General features: G+C 67.6%; 16 protein-coding genes and 1 tRNA gene. 6 read left to right on the top strand and 11 right to left on the bottom strand.

The window, feature by feature from the left end:
- Window positions 1-26: 26 nt before the first annotated feature.
- The 6 genes from ilvN to QMA07_RS08750 are packed head-to-tail and all read right to left on the bottom strand — an operon-like array spanning window position 27 to window position 7,705.
- Window positions 27-536, bottom strand: coding sequence for an acetolactate synthase small subunit (ilvN, locus tag QMA07_RS08775; protein ID WP_290161196.1), 510 nt, complete (start codon window positions 534-536; stop codon window positions 27-29).
- Window positions 537-538: 2 nt separating this feature from the next.
- The gene (locus QMA07_RS08770; RefSeq protein ID WP_290161195.1) at window positions 539-2,341 is read right to left on the bottom strand and encodes an acetolactate synthase large subunit; all 1,803 of its coding nucleotides are present in this window, start codon (window positions 2,339-2,341) and stop codon (window positions 539-541) included.
- A 60-nt stretch (window positions 2,342-2,401) separates the two neighbouring features.
- Window positions 2,402-4,120, bottom strand: coding sequence for a dihydroxy-acid dehydratase (ilvD, locus tag QMA07_RS08765; RefSeq protein WP_056416979.1), 1,719 nt, complete (start codon window positions 4,118-4,120; stop codon window positions 2,402-2,404).
- A gap of 9 nt (window positions 4,121-4,129) precedes the next feature.
- Window positions 4,130-4,927: a trehalose-phosphatase gene (gene otsB / locus QMA07_RS08760; protein ID WP_290161194.1), complete on the bottom strand. Its 798-nt coding sequence runs from the start codon at window positions 4,925-4,927 to the stop codon at window positions 4,130-4,132.
- Between the two features lie 45 nt (window positions 4,928-4,972).
- On the bottom strand, window positions 4,973-6,382 hold the full coding sequence (locus QMA07_RS08755) for a trehalose-6-phosphate synthase (protein ID WP_290161193.1): 1,410 nt from the start codon (window positions 6,380-6,382) through the stop codon (window positions 4,973-4,975).
- A gap of 51 nt (window positions 6,383-6,433) precedes the next feature.
- On the bottom strand, window positions 6,434-7,705 hold the full coding sequence (locus QMA07_RS08750) for an MFS transporter (protein WP_290161192.1): 1,272 nt from the start codon (window positions 7,703-7,705) through the stop codon (window positions 6,434-6,436).
- 230 nt (window positions 7,706-7,935) lie between these two features.
- Between QMA07_RS08750 and QMA07_RS08745 the strand changes: the two genes are divergently transcribed.
- Window positions 7,936-8,214, top strand: a complete 279-nt coding sequence (locus QMA07_RS08745; RefSeq protein ID WP_290161191.1) for a hypothetical protein — start codon at window positions 7,936-7,938, stop codon at window positions 8,212-8,214.
- Window positions 8,215-8,218: 4 nt separating this feature from the next.
- Here QMA07_RS08745 and QMA07_RS08740 read toward each other — a convergent pair whose 3' ends face one another.
- From QMA07_RS08740 to QMA07_RS08730, 3 genes are read right to left on the bottom strand one after another with little or no spacing between them, the layout of a single operon-like run.
- Window positions 8,219-9,448, bottom strand: coding sequence for an acetyl-CoA C-acetyltransferase (locus tag QMA07_RS08740; RefSeq protein WP_290161190.1), 1,230 nt, complete (start codon window positions 9,446-9,448; stop codon window positions 8,219-8,221).
- Window positions 9,445-10,095, bottom strand: a complete 651-nt coding sequence (locus QMA07_RS08735) for a CoA transferase subunit B (protein ID WP_290161189.1) — start codon at window positions 10,093-10,095, stop codon at window positions 9,445-9,447. Before QMA07_RS08735 ends, QMA07_RS08740 begins: the two co-directional genes overlap by 4 nt.
- Window position 10,096: 1 nt before the next feature.
- Complete coding sequence (locus tag QMA07_RS08730; RefSeq protein ID WP_290161188.1) at window positions 10,097-10,870, bottom strand: CoA transferase subunit A; 774 nt, start codon at window positions 10,868-10,870, stop codon at window positions 10,097-10,099.
- Between the two features lie 103 nt (window positions 10,871-10,973).
- On the opposite strand from QMA07_RS08730, the gene QMA07_RS08725 reads away from it, so the two are divergent.
- The 4 genes from QMA07_RS08725 to QMA07_RS08710 are packed head-to-tail and all read left to right on the top strand — an operon-like array spanning window position 10,974 to window position 13,967.
- Window positions 10,974-11,759: an IclR family transcriptional regulator gene (locus QMA07_RS08725; protein WP_290161187.1), complete on the top strand. Its 786-nt coding sequence runs from the start codon at window positions 10,974-10,976 to the stop codon at window positions 11,757-11,759.
- 39 nt (window positions 11,760-11,798) lie between these two features.
- On the top strand, window positions 11,799-12,236 hold the full coding sequence (locus tag QMA07_RS08720) for a MarR family transcriptional regulator (RefSeq protein ID WP_290161186.1): 438 nt from the start codon (window positions 11,799-11,801) through the stop codon (window positions 12,234-12,236).
- A complete protein-coding gene (locus QMA07_RS08715) occupies window positions 12,233-13,459 on the top strand; it encodes an MFS transporter (protein WP_290161185.1) in 1,227 nt (408 codons plus the stop codon). The genes QMA07_RS08720 and QMA07_RS08715 overlap by 4 nt, the downstream gene beginning before the upstream one ends.
- A gap of 34 nt (window positions 13,460-13,493) precedes the next feature.
- A complete protein-coding gene (locus QMA07_RS08710) occupies window positions 13,494-13,967 on the top strand; it encodes a YbaK/EbsC family protein (RefSeq protein WP_290161184.1) in 474 nt (157 codons plus the stop codon).
- A 7-nt stretch (window positions 13,968-13,974) separates the two neighbouring features.
- On the opposite strand, the gene QMA07_RS08705 is transcribed toward QMA07_RS08710, so the two are convergent.
- Window positions 13,975-14,388 (bottom strand): hypothetical protein, encoded by a 414-nt coding sequence (locus QMA07_RS08705; RefSeq protein WP_290161183.1) that lies wholly within the window; start codon window positions 14,386-14,388, stop codon window positions 13,975-13,977.
- A gap of 106 nt (window positions 14,389-14,494) precedes the next feature.
- Window positions 14,495-14,567 (bottom strand) — tRNA-Lys (locus QMA07_RS08700).
- A 147-nt stretch (window positions 14,568-14,714) separates the two neighbouring features.
- Here QMA07_RS08700 and hisN point away from each other — a divergent pair.
- On the top strand, window positions 14,715-15,512 hold the full coding sequence (gene hisN, locus QMA07_RS08695) for a histidinol-phosphatase (protein WP_290161182.1): 798 nt from the start codon (window positions 14,715-14,717) through the stop codon (window positions 15,510-15,512).
- Window positions 15,513-15,623: the final 111 nt, after the last annotated feature.

The following is a 15,623-nucleotide window of genomic DNA, read 5'->3' as shown; positions in this document are numbered from 1 at the left end:
TGTTCGTGTACGTGTGTGAAGTCTGATCAGCCGCGCAGAACGCGCTCGGTGATGCTCTTGCCCCCGCGGCCGATGGCGAGGAGACCCGACTGCGCGATCTCCTTGATGCCGAACGGCTCGAGAGCGCGGAGCATGGCTTCGATCTTGCCCCGATCTCCGGTGACCTCGATCACCAGCGCGTCGGACGCGTAGTCGACGACCGAGGCACGGAACAGGTTCGCCACCTCGATGACGTTCGACCTGTTCGCGTTGTCGGTGCGGACCTTGACGAGCATGTGCTCGCGCTGCACCGAGGTCGGGAAGTCGAGCTCCACGATCTTGATGACGTTGATCAGCTTGTTGAGCTGCTTCGTCACCTGTTCGAGAGGCAGGTCCTCGAGGTCGACGACGACGGTGATGCGTGAGATGCCGGGCACCTCGGTCACGCCCACCGCGAGGGAGTCGATGTTGAATCCGCGGCGCGCGAACAGACCTGCGACGCGGGTCAGCAGACCGGGGGTGTTCTCCACCAGGAGGCTCAGCACGTGAGTCGACATGGTCAGTCCTCCTCGTCGAATGCGGGCGCGTGCTCGCGGGCGTACTGGACGTAGCTGTTGCTCACGCCCTGGGGAACCATCGGCCACACCATGGAGTCGGCGCTGACGACGAAGTCGATGACGACGGGACGGTCGTTCGTCTCGAGAGCGAGCTGGATCGCCGCGTCCACCTCCTCCTCCTTCTCGACGCGGATCGCGAGGCAGCCGTATGCCTCGGCGAGCTTCACGAAGTCGGGGATGCGCACCGTTCCATGGCCGGTGTTCAGGTCGGTGTTCGAGTGGCGGCCGTCATAGAACAGCGTCTGCCACTGGCGCACCATGCCCAGCGAGGAGTTGTTGATGATCGCGACCTTGATCGGGATGTTGTTGATCGTGCAGGTCGCGAGCTCCTGATTCGTCATCTGGAAGCATCCGTCGCCATCGATCGCCCACACGACGCGGTCGGGCTCGGCGACCTTGGCGCCCATCGCGGCGGGCACGGAGTAGCCCATCGTGCCCGCTCCACCGGAGTTCAGCCAGGCGTTGGGGCGCTCGTACTTGATGAACTGTGCAGCCCACATCTGGTGCTGTCCGACGCCTGCGGCGTAGATGCCCTCCGGACCGGTCAGCTCGCCGATCCGCTGGATCACGTACTGCGGCGCGAGAAGACCGTCGGTCGTCGGCGCGTATCCGAGAGGGAACTCGGTGCGCAGCCCGTCGAGGTACGACCACCACTCCTCGGTGTCGGGAGTCGTCGTGCTGGCGGCGGTGCGGAACGCGGACTCGAGATCGACCAGCACGTCACGGACGTCACCGACGATCGGCACATCGGCCGTGCGGATCTTCGAGATCTCGGCGGGATCGATATCGACGTGCACGACCTTGGCGTTCGGCGCGAAGAGCGCCGCCTTGCCGGTCACACGGTCGTCGAACCTCGCCCCGAGCGACACGATCAGATCGGCCTCCTGCAGCGCCAGCACTGCAGGGACGGTGCCGTGCATGCCGGGCATCCCCAGGTGCTGCTGGTGCGAATCGGGGAACGCGCCCCGCGCCATGAGAGTCGTCACGACCGGTGCGTTCGTCGTCTCGGCCAGGGTGAGCAGCTCTGCCGACGCGCGACCGCGGATCACACCGCCACCGACGTACAGCACCGGCTTCTTGGCCTCGGCCAGGAGTGCGGCGGCCGCCTGGATCTGCTTGCCATGGGCCTTCGTCACGGGGCGGTACCCCGGCAGGTCGTACTTGGGCGGCCAGACGAACGGCGCCATGGCCTGCTGGGCGTCCTTGGTGATGTCGACGAGCACCGGACCGGGTCGGCCCGTCGATGCGATCTCATACGCCGCCGCGATGGCACCGGGGATCTCGGATGCGTCCTTCACGAGGAAGGAGTGCTTCGTCACGGGCATCGTGATGCCGACGATGTCGGCCTCCTGGAATGCGTCGGTGCCCATCAGTGTCGAGAACACCTGCCCGGTGATCGCGAGCAGCGGCACCGAGTCCATGTAGGCGTCGGCGATCGCGGTCACGAGGTTGGTCGCACCGGGACCGGAGGTCGCGATGCAGACGCCGACCTTGCCCGACGACGATGCATAGCCCTCGGCGGCATGGCCGGCCCCCTGCTCGTGCCTCACCAGGATGTGCCGGAGCTCGGCCGCATCCATGAGCGGGTCGTAGACGGGGAGGATCGCGCCGCCGGGGAGGCCGAACACGTCCTTGACGCCGAGCAGCTCGAGCGTGCGGACGACGGCCTCCGCTCCGGAGATCTCCGGTGCGGGGGATTTGGGCGCGGGTGGCCTCGGCACAGCCGAGACGGTGTCAGCGGTCATGACACTCCTTCTGATGGTCTGTAGGCGACGTCGGAGGCGGGAAGCCGGGGCCGACGCGGATCAGCCGGTCGTCGCGCCCTCGGCGGCGGACCGCACGAGACGCGAGTATTTGGCAAGAACGCCACGGGTATAGCGCGGGGGTAGCGGCTCCCAGCCAGAGCGGCGGGAGGCGAGCTCCGCCTCGTCGACGAGTAGGTCGAGAGAGCGAGCTGCGATATCGACCCGTATCAGATCACCATCGCGCACGAAGGCGATAGGACCTGCGTCCACCGCTTCGGGTGCTATGTGGCCGATGCACAGGCCGGTTGTGCCGCCTGAGAATCGTCCGTCAGTCAAGAGTAGTACATCTTTTCCGAGCCCAGCGCCCTTGATGGCCGCGGTGATCGCGAGCATCTCGCGCATGCCCGGTCCGCCCTTGGGACCCTCGTAGCGGATCACGATGACCGTGCCGGCCTCGATCTCGCCGTTCGCCACGGCATCCATCGCCGCACGCTCGCGCTCGAACACCCGAGCGGGCCCTTCGAAGACGGCCGCGTCGAAGCCTGCGGTCTTCACGACCGCGCCCTCGGGGGCGAGCGACCCGTGCAGGATCGTCAGGCCGCCGGTCGCGTGGATCGGGTTGTCGAACGTGTGGATGACCTCGCCGTCGATCGGCTGGGGGTCGAGGTCCGCCAGGTTCTCGGCGAGTGTCTTGCCCGTCACGGTGAGCGCGTCGCCGTGCAGCAGACCCTCGTCGAGCATCGCCTTCATGATCACCGGGATGCCGCCGTGACGGTCGACGTCGTTCATGACGTACTTGCCGAACGGCTTCATGTCGGCCACGTGCGGCACCTTGTCGCCGATGCGGTTGAAGTCGTGCAGGCTCAGGTCGATCTCGGCCTCGCGTGCGATGGCGAGCAGATGCAGCACGACGTTCGTCGAGCCGCCGAGAGCCATCGCGAGGGCGATCGCGTTCTCGAACGCCTCCTTGGTGAGGATGTCGCGGGTGGTGATCCCCTGACGGAGCAGGTTGACGACGGCCTCGCCCGAGCGGTGCGCGAAGTAGTCGCGGCGACGGTCGGCTGCGGGCGGCGCGGCCGAGCCGGGAAGGCTCAGCCCGAGCGCCTCGGCGACCGACGCCATGGTGTTCGCCGTGTACATGCCGCCACAGGCTCCTTCACCGGGGGCGATCGCGCACTCGATGCGCTTGAGGTCCTCTTCGCTCATGAGGCCCGCGCGGCACGCGCCGACGGCCTCGAACGAATCGATGATCGTGACGTCCTTCTCCGTGCCGTCCGACAGCTTGACCCACCCGGGGGCGATCGAGCCGGCGTAGAGGAAGACGCTGGAGAGGTCGAGGCGGGCGCTGGCCATCAGCATTCCGGGGATCGACTTGTCGCAGCCGGCGAGCAGCACCGATCCGTCGAGACGCTCGGCCATCATCACGGTCTCGACCGAGTCTGCGATGACCTCGCGGGACACCAGCGAGAAGTGCATACCCTCGTGGCCCATCGAGATTCCGTCGGACACCGAGATCGTGCCGAACTGCAACGGGTAGCCGCCGCCCGAGTGCACGCCCTCTTTCGCACCCTGCGCGAGACGGTCGAGGCTCAGGTTGCAGGGCGTGATCTCGTTCCAGCTGGACGCGATGCCGATCTGGGGCTTGTCCCAATCGGCGTCGCCCATGCCGACGGCACGGAGCATGCCTCGGGAGGTCGTCGCCTCGATGCCGTCGGTGACGACGCGGCTGCGGGGCTTGATGTCGATGGGCGCGCTGCTGGAGGGATCATGCGAGGACATGACGGAAGTCTATTCCCGCCGGGAGGTGCGCTCGTCCGCGAGCGTCTCCAGAAGCGCAGCGATCTCTTGTGGGTTCTCCACACGAAGCTCGGCGGCGCTCTCCCCCGGACCCACGCGCACGCCCAGATCATCACCCGTGAGCACCCTCATCGCGTCCTCGTCCGTGACGTCGTCGCCGGCGAAGAGGATCGCGGTCGCACCGAAATGCTCGCGAAGGGCGGCCATCGCGGCGTCCTTCCCCTCGTTCCGGGATGAGAACTCCAGCACGCGATGACCGGCGCGCCGTCGCCAATGCGGGAAACGCTCGGCCACCAGAGCATCGATCTCGGAGAAGACAGCCTTCTCGACCTCGGGCGTGGCGGTGCGTGTGTGGACCCCCATCCCGAAGGTCTTCGGTTCGAGCTCGGCTCCCTCGTAGCGATCGATGATCGGCCGCGCGGCCTCCCACAGCTCCTCGCGGGACCCGTCGGCCGACTCGTCGCCGTCGGATGCGGCATCGCCGACGCCCGGGTACCAGTACTGGGCACCGTGCGAACCGGCCAGAGCGATCAACGAATCGTCCGTGTGCTCGGTGATGACCCTCAGGTCGTGCATGCTGCGCCCCGACACGTAGGCGACCACCGTGTCCGGCAGGGCAGCGAGCCGAGCGACCTGCGTCGCGACCTCTGGCAGCGCCCGGGCTGCCATCGGGTCCGGGACGAGCGGAGACGCCGTGCCGTCGAAGTCCAGGGCGACGACAAGCCTGGGCGTGGCGGCGATGGCGCGCAGCGCCTGGTCTGCTTCTCCGGGGGTCCAACTACGGGTCACAGGGTCTCCAATCGAGGCGGTGTCCTCCCAGTATGACCCGACGGATCAGCGTCGGCGGACGTCTGCGAGCGCGCGAAGGAAGGACGATGACCAGGCGTTCACGTCGTTCTCGAGCACTCGGCGCCGCAGGGACCGCATCCGCTTGCCCTGCTCGGCCGGCGTCATGGCGACCGCCGTCATGATCGCGTCCTTCAACCCGGCGATGTCGTGCGGGTTGACCCGCACCGCCTGTCGCAGCTCATCGGCGGCACCTGTGAACTCGCTCAACACGAGTACTCCACGGTTGTCGGCGCGAGTCGCCACATACTCCTTCGCCACGAGGTTCATGCCGTCCCGCAGGGCCGTCACGAGCATCACGTCGGCAGCGAGGTAGAGCGCGACCATCTCTTCGCGGGGGTAGCCCTGGTGCAGATACCGGATCGCCGTGTGACCCATCGTGTCATGATCGCCGTTGATGCGACCGACCGCGAGCTCGATCTCGTCTCGAAGGTGCACGTAGGCGTCGACGCGCTCGCGGCTCGGACTCGCGACCTGCACGAAGGTGACGTCGTCGACGCTCAGCAGTCCGTCTTCGAGAAGCTCGCCGTACGCCTTGATACGGTGCCTGATGCCCTTGGTGTAGTCGAGTCGGTCGACGCCCAGCAGGATCTTCTTGGGGTTGCCGAGGCTCGCTCTGATCTCTGCCGCCCGTGCCCGCACCTCTGGGCGTGCCGCGAGCTCGAGATACGGAGCCGTGTCGATGGAGATCGGGAAGGCCCGGGCGACCGCAGTGCGAGCGCCCCCGTCGTCTGTCGGGATCGCCACCGCTGACCCCTTGACCTCATAACGCAGTCGCCGGCGCACTGCGGTCAGGAAGTACGTGGCGTCCTGCGCACGCTGGAATCCGATGACATCGGCGCCGAGCAGTCCCTTGAGCACCTGATCGCGCCACGGCAGCTGGGCGTAGAGGCCGTGCGCCGGGAACGGGATGTGGTGGAAATAGCCGATCGTGACGTCGGGCCTCAGCTCGCGGATCATCTGCGGCACCAACTGCAGCTGATAGTCGTGCACCCAGACCGTGCCGTCGGGGGCGACGACGTCAGCAGCGGCCTCTGCGAACCGGCGGTTGACCTTGACGTATGCCTCCCACCATTCGCGGTGGTACTGCGGCGGCGCGATGACGTCGTGGTACAGCGGCCAGATCGTGTCGTTGGCGAAGCCCTCGTAGTAGTCGGCGACCTCTTCGGCGCTGAGCGGCACGGGGATCAGGTCGATGCCGTTGATCTCGAATCGGTCCAACTCGAGGTCGGGCTGTCCCGGCCATCCGACCCAGGCCCCGCGGGCGCTGCGCATCATCGGCTCGAGAGCTGCCACCAGACCGCCCGGAGATGTCCGCCACTCCTCGTCTCCGTCAGGACCCACGACCCGGTCGACGGGAAGTCGGTTGGCGACGACGACGAAATCTGCGACTGACATGGGTGAGTGCTCCTGACGATGCAGTGGGGGTGCTCCTCAGGCTACAGAAGCTCAGACCGAGGCTACGCGAGGTCGGGTCGCACTGAGGCGCCAATTGACAACGGCCGCCGCGAACGCTACGCCTGCGGCGATGATCGGCAGCACGAGGGCGCTGCCCGTTCCCACGTTCTCGGCGAGCTCACCTGCCACGGCCGCGCCGAGGGACTGACCGACGACGATTCCCGAACCGAGCATCGTCATCACTGTGGCCGAGCGCCCGAGCGGGCTGCGCGCGGCGCCGAAGCTGTACTGGGTCACCAGCGTCGGTCCGATTCCGATGCCCATGATCGCCAGCGCGACCATCATCATCGCGGGCGAATCGACGAGCAGCAGCAGCAGGCTGCCTCCGAGCAGGATGCCCGAGAACAGCAGCCAGCGCGCCCGCAGCGAGAACCGCACCGGAAGCCAGGCGACACCGAGGGCGAGGATCGCCGAGCCGACGCCCATCACGCCGTAGAGGAGTCCGGCCTGCTCGGGGGCGCCTCGATCGGCCATGAAAGACGTGAGCGCCGTGAGCATCGTGCCGAAGAACATCCCCACCCCGAGGATGCCGACGACGACGATCAGCAGACGCGGGCTGAAGAGTTCCGACACCTTGGACGGGGCTCTGCCGTCTTCGTCTCGGTGCACGGACACGGCGCGCGCACTCGGATGCAGGGCGAATGCGCCGACGAACACGACCGTGAGCACAGCCGCCCCGATCAGCGGGGCCCAGGGCGCGATGACCGATGCGAGGATGCCGACGATGAAGGGTCCGAAGACGAAGACGGTCTCATCTGCCGCGGACTCGTACGCCATGGTGCCCGAGACGGTGCGGGTGCGGAGTGCCTCCGGCATCCGGTCCGCGATCATCGTGACGAGTCTCGAGCGTGACATGGGCGCGACCTGCGGGGCCGTCGCGCCGATGCCGAAGGCGGCGACCAGCACGAGGGCGTCCGCTCCGCCGGTGTAGACGACGAGGGTGAAGAGCACCAGCATCGCCCCGTTGGCGATCGCCAGGATGAGCAGCACCATGCGCTGGCCGAATCGATCAGCCGCGGCGCCCAGCAGAGGCCCGAAGCACGCCGTGCCCAGACCGACCGCTGCGGAGGTGAGTCCGCCGAGTGAGAGCGAGCCGCGCGCCGAGACGACGACGGTGAGGACTCCGACGACCATCATCGCGAACGGCAGTCGGGCGATGAACGCGATGATGAAGTACGGCAGGCCCGCGATGCGGAGCAGTCCTGGTGCCTCCGGCGTGGGCGTCGGGGCGTGGTGCTGAGGCGTTGGTGTCGCGTGTGTCATGGGCTCTCGCGCGTCCGCAGACGCGGGGTCGGGTGCCGCCGCTGTCCGCCGGAAAGCCGACGGCCGGTAGATACACGGATTGCGGCCGCGGGCGAGCCGCGACTCGCCCATTGTATCCTGCGCTCCGGAACAGCGACTGAATGGTCGCCCACTGCGCACCTGCCTGACAGAATCCTCGTCCGGTTGTCAAGGCTGAGCGCCGCGTGGCCCTCGGAAGGTAGCGTGAGGGTATGAACTACCTCTCGGGAACCGGACTCGTTGGCGCGATCATGACGGGAACCACCCTGCTCCGCGGCTCCCGCGACACGCAGCTCACGTGGAGGTCTGCGCTCGCGTGGGTGAGCTGGGGCATCAGCCTGGCCCTCGCGATCGGCGCGGTGATCGACACCCGGCGCGCGAAGCAGGGACGCCCCGTCTCGCCCGACTCCCCCGTCTATGCGAAGCAGCAGCGGGAATACGAGAAGCAGGCCAAGAAGGAGTCGAAGGGCATCAAGCCCCTCAAGCGCTGACTTCTCAGAGTGTGAGGATCAGCGCCTCGCCCTGACCACCGCCGCCGCACAGCCCGACGGCAGCGGTGCCCGAACCGCGGCGTGCGAGCTCATGAGCGACATGGACGACGAGCCGCGTGCCGGATGCTCCGATCGGATGGCCGATCGCGATGCCGCCGCCGTGGATGTTGACGACGTCGCTGCTCAGACCGAGCTCGACCTGCGATCGTGCGACCACGGCTCCGAACGCCTCGTTGATCTCGACGAAGTCGAGATCCGCAGGCACGATCCCCTGCTTCTCGCATGCACGCTCGATGGCGCGGGCGGGCTGGGCCTGCAGCGAGTTGTCCGGGCCTGCCGTCTGGCCGCTCGCTCCGATCGTGACGAGGACCGGCCATCCCTTGGCCTCCGCCATGCCACGGGTGGTCACGACGACCGCCGAAGCCCCGTCGGAGATCTGAGACGAGTTGCCCGCCGTGATCGAGCCGCCCTCGGCGAACGCCGCCCGAAGCCCTGAAAGCGACTCGACCGTGGTGTCGGGTCTGATCCCCTCGTCGGCGGTGACGAGCACCGGCTCCCCCCGACGCTGTGGCACCGCCACCGGAACGATCTCGTCGTCGAACACTGCTGCTGCCTGAGCCGCCGAGGCGCGCTGATGCGACAGTGCCGCGACCTGATCCTGCGCCTCCCTGGTCAGGTCGTAGCGGGCGTTGTGCCGCTCTGTCGACGCGCCCATGCTCTCTCTGTCGTAGGCGTCCGTGAGACCGTCGTGAGCCATATGGTCGAGCACCTCGACGCTGCCGTACGTCCAACCGTCGCGTGAACCCATGAGCAGGTGCGGCGCCCTGGTCATGGATTCCATCCCGGCTGCCACGACGACCTCCGCGTCCCCGGTGCGGATCATGCGAGACGCGTCGATGATCGCGGTGAGACCCGACAGGCAGACCTTGTTCACGGAGTGGGCGGGAACATCCCAGCCGATGCCCGCTCCGATCGCCGCCTGCCGAGCGGCGTTCTGGCCGGATCCGGCCGCCAGCACCTGGCCGACGATCACGGCATCCACCTCAGACGGATCGATGGATCCCTGTTCGAGCGCGCCCGAGATCGCGAACGCCCCGAGCTGCGGCGCGGTGAAGGTCGCCAGCTGCCCCTTGAGCCGCCCCTGCGGGGTGCGCGCGGCGGCGACGATGACGACATCCTGGTCGTTCGGGTGGTCCTGGGCGCTCATCGCAGCCTCTCCGTTCTCGTGGTTCATCGGTCGAGCATCTCTGCGGGAATGGTGAGCGGCGGTTCGGTGGACTCCACGACCTCTTCCACCGTGACGCCCGGTGCGAGCTCGACGAGGACGAGGCCGTCGGGTGTGACGTCGATGACCGCCAGATCAGTGATGATCCTGTCGACCACGCCGCGTCCGGTGAGGGGAAGCGAGCAGTCATGCACGATCTTCGCCGATCCGTCTTTCGCGACGTGCTCCATCAGGACGATGACACGCGCGGCGCCGTGCACGAGATCCATCGCGCCGCCGGGTCCCTTCACCATCTTTCCAGGGATCATCCAGTTCGCGAGGTCTCCGGTCGCGGACACCTGCATGGCGCCGAGGATGGCCGCGTCGATCTTTCCACCTCGGATCATCCCGAAACTCGTCGCCGAGTCGAAGTACGCGGCACCGGGGAGAACCGTGACCGTCTCCTTGCCCGCATTGATCAGGTCGGGGTCCACCGCGTCCTCGGACGGATAAGGCCCGACCCCCAGGATGCCGTTCTCGGACTGCAGCACGACGGTGACGCCCTCCGGCACGTGGTTCGGAACGAGCGTCGGCAGCCCGATGCCGAGATTGACGTACGAGCCATCCCGCAGCTCTGCGGCAGCACGTGCGGCCATCTCGTCGCGTGTGAGCGCCATGTCAGACTCCTTCCGCGGCGACGGTGCGGCGCTCGATGCGCTTCGTGATCTCGGTGCCGACCTCGACGACGCGGTGCACGAAGACACCCGGCAGATGGACACGGTCCGGGTCCAGCTCGCCCGGTTCGACGAGCTGTTCGACCTGGGCGATGCAGACCCGCCCGGCCATCGCCGCGAGCGGGTTGAAGTTGCGGGCAGCCTTGTTGAAGATCAGATTCCCGTGCCTGTCCCCCGCCAGCGCGTGCACCAGGGCGAAGTCGGTGGTGATCGCCTCCTCGAGCACATACTCGCGTGTCCCTGCCGGCGTCTCGAATGCGCGCACGTCCTTCGGCGGGGACCCCACCGCGACGCTGCCATCGGGGTTGTAGCGCCGCGGAAGCCCGCCCTCGGCGACCTGCGTGCCGACACCTGTCTGCGTGAAGAACGCCGCGATACCCGACCCTCCCGCGCGAAGCTTCTCGGCCAGCGTTCCCTGCGGCGTCAGTTCGAGCTCGAGCTCGCCGGAGAGGAACTGCCGCTCGAATTCCCTGTTCTCGCCGACGTACGAGGACGTCATCTTGCGGATGCGTCCGGCGGCGAGCAGGATGCCGAGCCCCCAGTCGTCGACCCCGCAGTTGTTGCTCACGATGCTGAGTCCGGCCGTACCCTGCGCGAGCAGGGCCTCGATCAGGGCGATCGGATTGCCGGAGAGTCCGAATCCTCCGACGGCGAGAGAAGCACCGTCCTCGATGTCTGCGACCGCCTCCGCGGCACTCGCCCACTGCTTGTCGATCACGCATGCTCCTTCGAATGACGTACCTGTCCAGCATCCGCCCCTGCAGCCCCGGAAGGAAGGCGACTCTTGCGATGTGGACGCCACAGGGCTTAGCGTCCACATTATGGAATCGTCTGCTGTCGTTCCGGGAGCGCAGGCGATCGCCCGCGCCGCGAAGCTGCTCCGATTGGTCACCTCCAGCGGGCATGACGGCGCGTCTCTGCAGGATCTCGCGCGCTCCGCGGAGCTGTCTCGTTCCACCGCGCATCGCCTTCTGTCCGCGCTGCGCGCGGAAGGACTGGTCGACCGCGACGAGTCCAGTGCTCGCTGGATGCCGGGACCGGAACTCTTCCTCATGGGTTCGGTCGCGGCCGCTCGCTACGACGTGACCGCGCTCGCGCGGGACATTGTGCGCTCACTGGCGGTCAAGACCGAGGAGAGCGCCTTCCTCTCCGTACGCAGGGCCGACGAGACGGTGTGCCTTCTTCGCGAGGAAGGCTCGTTCCCAATTCGGTCCTTCGTGCTGAGCGAGGGCGTCAGGTTCCCGCTCGGCGTGGCGAGCGCCGGACTCGCCATCCTGGCCTTCCTGCCTGACCACGATGTGGACGCGTATCTCGAACGGCATCCCGACCTCGAGACCGCGTGGGGCCGATCACACGGCGCGCGCCGCTTGCGGACTCGCCTCGCGGAGACGAAGGAGCGAGGCTACGCGGTGAACCCCGGGCTCATCGTCGAGGGCAGCTGGGGGCTCGGCGCGGCGGTCTTCGATCGGTCTGGGCGGCCGGAATGGGCGCTGAGCCTGACCGGCGTCGGGTTCCGCTTCGGGCCTGATCGGATCGGCGACCTCGGCAGGACGCTCCTCGCCCATGCGCACCAGCTCTCTGCGCGGATCGCCGGCGCACGACGCTGACTCGACGCCTTGCATACCAGCAGGTATATACTTCCTGGTATGAATCGCCAGGATGTCATTCCCTCGCTCGTGCTCTCGGGGTACGCGCTCGGCCGCATCGCCGCGCAGGATGCCGGCAACGACGCACCCGCCGCACAGTGGCGGGTGCTGAATCTGATCGAGCAAGCGGGGCCGAAAAGGGTCGGAGAGCTCGCTGCCGCGGCGCGCACGACCCAACCGGGGATGACGCGGCTGATCGGCAATCTCGAGCGCGAAGGACTCGTGCTCCGCTCCCCCGATGCCGAGGACTCCCGCGCGATCGCCGTCGCCATCACGAACGCCGGCTCCCGCGCGCTGCAGGCATGGCGCGAGGAGTTCCGCGACACTCTCGCACCGCGCTTCGCCGACCTCGATGCCGACGAATGGCGCGTCCTGACGCGCGCCGCCGAGATCCTCGCAGCGCACACCACCACCGACTCGACAGGAGCTACAGCGTGAACACCCCCGCCACCTCAGTGTGGAAGCAGCCCGCGCAGGTCTGGGCAGTCGCCTTCGCCTGCGTGGTCGCCTTCATGGGCATCGGACTGGTCGATCCGATCCTCCCGGCGATCGCCGAGTCGCTCCAGGCGAGCCCGTTCCAGACCGAACTGCTGTTCACGAGCTACCTCGCGGTCACCGGACTGGCCATGCTCGTCACGAGCTGGATCTCGAGTCGCATCGGCGCGAAGAAGACACTGCTGATCGGGCTGGCACTGATCGTCGTGTTCGCTCTCTTCTGTGCACTCAGCGGAAGCGTCGACGCAGTCATCGGCTTCCGCGCGGGGTGGGGTCTCGGAAACGCCCTGTTCATCTCCACCGCGTTGGCGACCATCGTCGGGTCGGCGACCGGGGGCAGCTCAGCGGCCATCGTTCTGTACGAGGCGGCTCTCGGCCTCGGCATCGCGATCGGCCCGCTCCTGGGCGGCGTCTTGGGCGAGCAGAGCTGGCGCGCACCGTTCTTCGGAGTCGTGGTGCTGATGGCGATCGCGTTCCTCGCCGTCCTGGTGCTGCTGCGCGGACCGGGCGAGAAGCGCACACCTGTTCCGTTCTCGGCGCCGTTCAAGGCCCTCGGCACCCCCGCTCTCGCGGTGCTCGCCACAGCGGCGTTCTTCTACAACATCGGGTTCTTCATCCTTCTGGCCTTCTCGCCGTTCCCCCTGGGCTTCGGCGCGATGGGCATCGGCTTCACGTTCTTCGGCTGGGGCATCGCCCTCGCGGTCACGAGCGTGTGGGTCGCGCCGCTGCTCATGCGCAGGATGTCACGCACCCGTGTCATCCTCACGGTTCTCCCGCTTCTCGCCATCGATCTGATCGTCGCCGGGCTCCTGGTCGAATCGGCCACCGCTCTCGTGATCTGCATCGTCATCGGTGGACTGCTGCTCGGCGTGATGAACACCGTGCTGACGGAGGCCGTGATGGAGGCGACGGATCTGCCCCGCTCGGTCGCCTCGTCGGCGTATTCCTCGGTGCGGTTCCTCGGTGGAGCGATCGCTCCGCCTCTCGCGGCAGCCCTGTGGCACGCGTTCGACGCGACGGTCCCGTATCTCGTCGCCGCAGCAGCGGTGCTGATCGCGGCGCTGACGGTGTTCCTCGGACGGAGGATCCTCGCGCACATCGACGATGAACCCGACGACGCCGCCGTCGAAGATGCCGAGGCGATCCTGCTGGGCGACGCCGCGTGAGACGCGGGCCTGCCGCGGTCGCTACCGTGGGGTCATGAACGACCTCCCCGAGCGCAGCAGGCTCGTACAGCAGCATCTCATCGACGCCGGCGTCACGACAGAGATCCGCATCCTGCCGGACTCCGCGCGAACCGCCCCTGACGCAGCCGCCGCGATCGGATGCGAGGTCTCCGCGATCGCGAACAGCCTCGTCTTCGTCGCCGACGGGATCCCGGTTCTCGTGATGACGAGCGGTGGACACCGGGTCGATCCCGATGTCCTGGCACGCAGCACCGGCGCCGCCGAGATCTCGATGGCACCGGCCTCCGTCGTTCGCGAGGCCACAGGGCAGGCGATCGGTGGAGTAGCCCCAGTCGGACACCCGACGCGATTGCGGACGTATATCGATGAGGATCTCCGCGAGCATGAAGAGATCTGGGCCGCAGCCGGGCACCCGCACACGGTGATGCCGCTCACCTTCGAGACCCTTCGGCACCTCACCGACGGCGAAGTCGTAGCGGTCGACTGAGCGACGGCTATCTCACGGTCACCGTGATCTCGGCCGTCCGCTGATCGTCTGCGTCTGAGGGAGCAGCACCGCGGAACTCGTACTCGAACCGGATCACCGTGGTCCCCTCACCGACCGGTGTGAAACGATACGAGACCTCGCTCGGAGCACCGGTCTCGCCGTCCTGACCGAGGTACCGCGACCGTTCATCGCCGGGACCGAGCACAGCCGGGTCGGGTTCTCGAGTGATCACCCACGCATCGCCGACTGTCCGATTGATCTCACCGAAGTCCACCACGAGGGCTTCTCCCGGCGCGAGGGTGACGGACGAGGTCGAGTAGTCGATCGTCTTCTCTGCCGCGTAACAGCCCGTCAGTCCCAGAGCGAGAGATGCCGCGACCGTCACGGCGGCGCAGGCCTTCAGCAGTCTCCGCATGGCCATCCCCCTAGCGTTTGCATCACGCTAGCGCACCTCACGGCTGATCCTCGGCATCGCCGTGGGTGCAGAAAAGCCCCGACGACTGGCGAGAGTCATCAGGGCTGATCCGTGCACCCCCTCGGACTTGAACCGAGAACCCACTGATTAAGAGTCAGTTGCTCTGCCGATTGAGCTAGAGGTGCGTGGCCCGGGAAATCCCCGGCCGAGGAATTACATTACCAGCGGATCGCCGCCGGACGAAATCGAGCCCGGTCCTTCGCGTTCGCCGCGCGTGTCGCCCCGAGTCACCCCCTCTCAGGCTCCCGTGTCTGGGCGGTTATCCTGGAGTCGTGACCGCCTCCCCCCGCGTCGACGACCTCTCTCGTGACCTCGCACTCGCTCTCCGACTCGCCGACGCCGCCGACGCGCAGTCTCTCCCCCGGTTCGACAGTTCGGACCTCGAGATATCGACCAAGGCCGACAATTCGCACGTCACGGACGCCGACCTCGCGACCGAGCGGGCTATCCGCTCGGTCCTCGCGACCGAGCGGCCCGATGACGGCATCCTGGGCGAAGAGTTCGGTACTGAGGGCAGCACGCACCGACAGTGGATCATCGACCCGATCGACGGCACTGCCAACTTCCTTCGCGGTGTGCCGCTCTGGGGCACCATGATCGCGCTCGCCGTAGACGGAGTCCCGCAGGTCGGCGTGGTCAGCATGCCCGCCATTGGACGCCGCTGGTGGGCGGCTGCCGGCTCGGGAGCCTGGACCGCGACGGATGCCGAGCCGCGGCGGATCCGGGCGTCCTCCGTGGCGTCGCTCGACGACGCCAGCGTCAGCTTCCAGAGCATCAGCCAGTGGGCTGAGTCCGGGCACACCGACCAGCTGCTGAAGCTCGCCGACCGCGTGTGGCGCGATCGCGCGTACGGCGACATCTATGCCTACATGCTCCTCGCGGAGGGACGAATCGACATGGTCGCAGAGTTCGGCGTCAAGGAGTTCGACGTCGCCGCCGCTGTTCCGATCGTGCGCGAGGCCGGCGGCCGGATGACCGGATTCGACGGCACTGAGACGATCTCGGATCTGTCGACACTCGCCACCAACGGCGTCCTCCACGATGCCTTCCTCGATCTTCTGCACGACTGACCCCCTGATGAAGGCTCGCGCGATGAACCGCTTCACCACCGCCGCTCTGAGCGCTCTGCTGCTCGCTGTCGCGCTCACCTCGTGTGCAGGGGCGCCGGAGGAGGGATCCGC

The organism is Microbacterium sp. APC 3901 (assembly GCF_030407765.1).
Lineage (GTDB): Bacteria > Actinomycetota > Actinomycetes > Actinomycetales > Microbacteriaceae > Microbacterium.
Note: the sequence above shows the minus strand (reverse complement) of the source record. Positions and strands in the feature narration are given on the sequence as shown.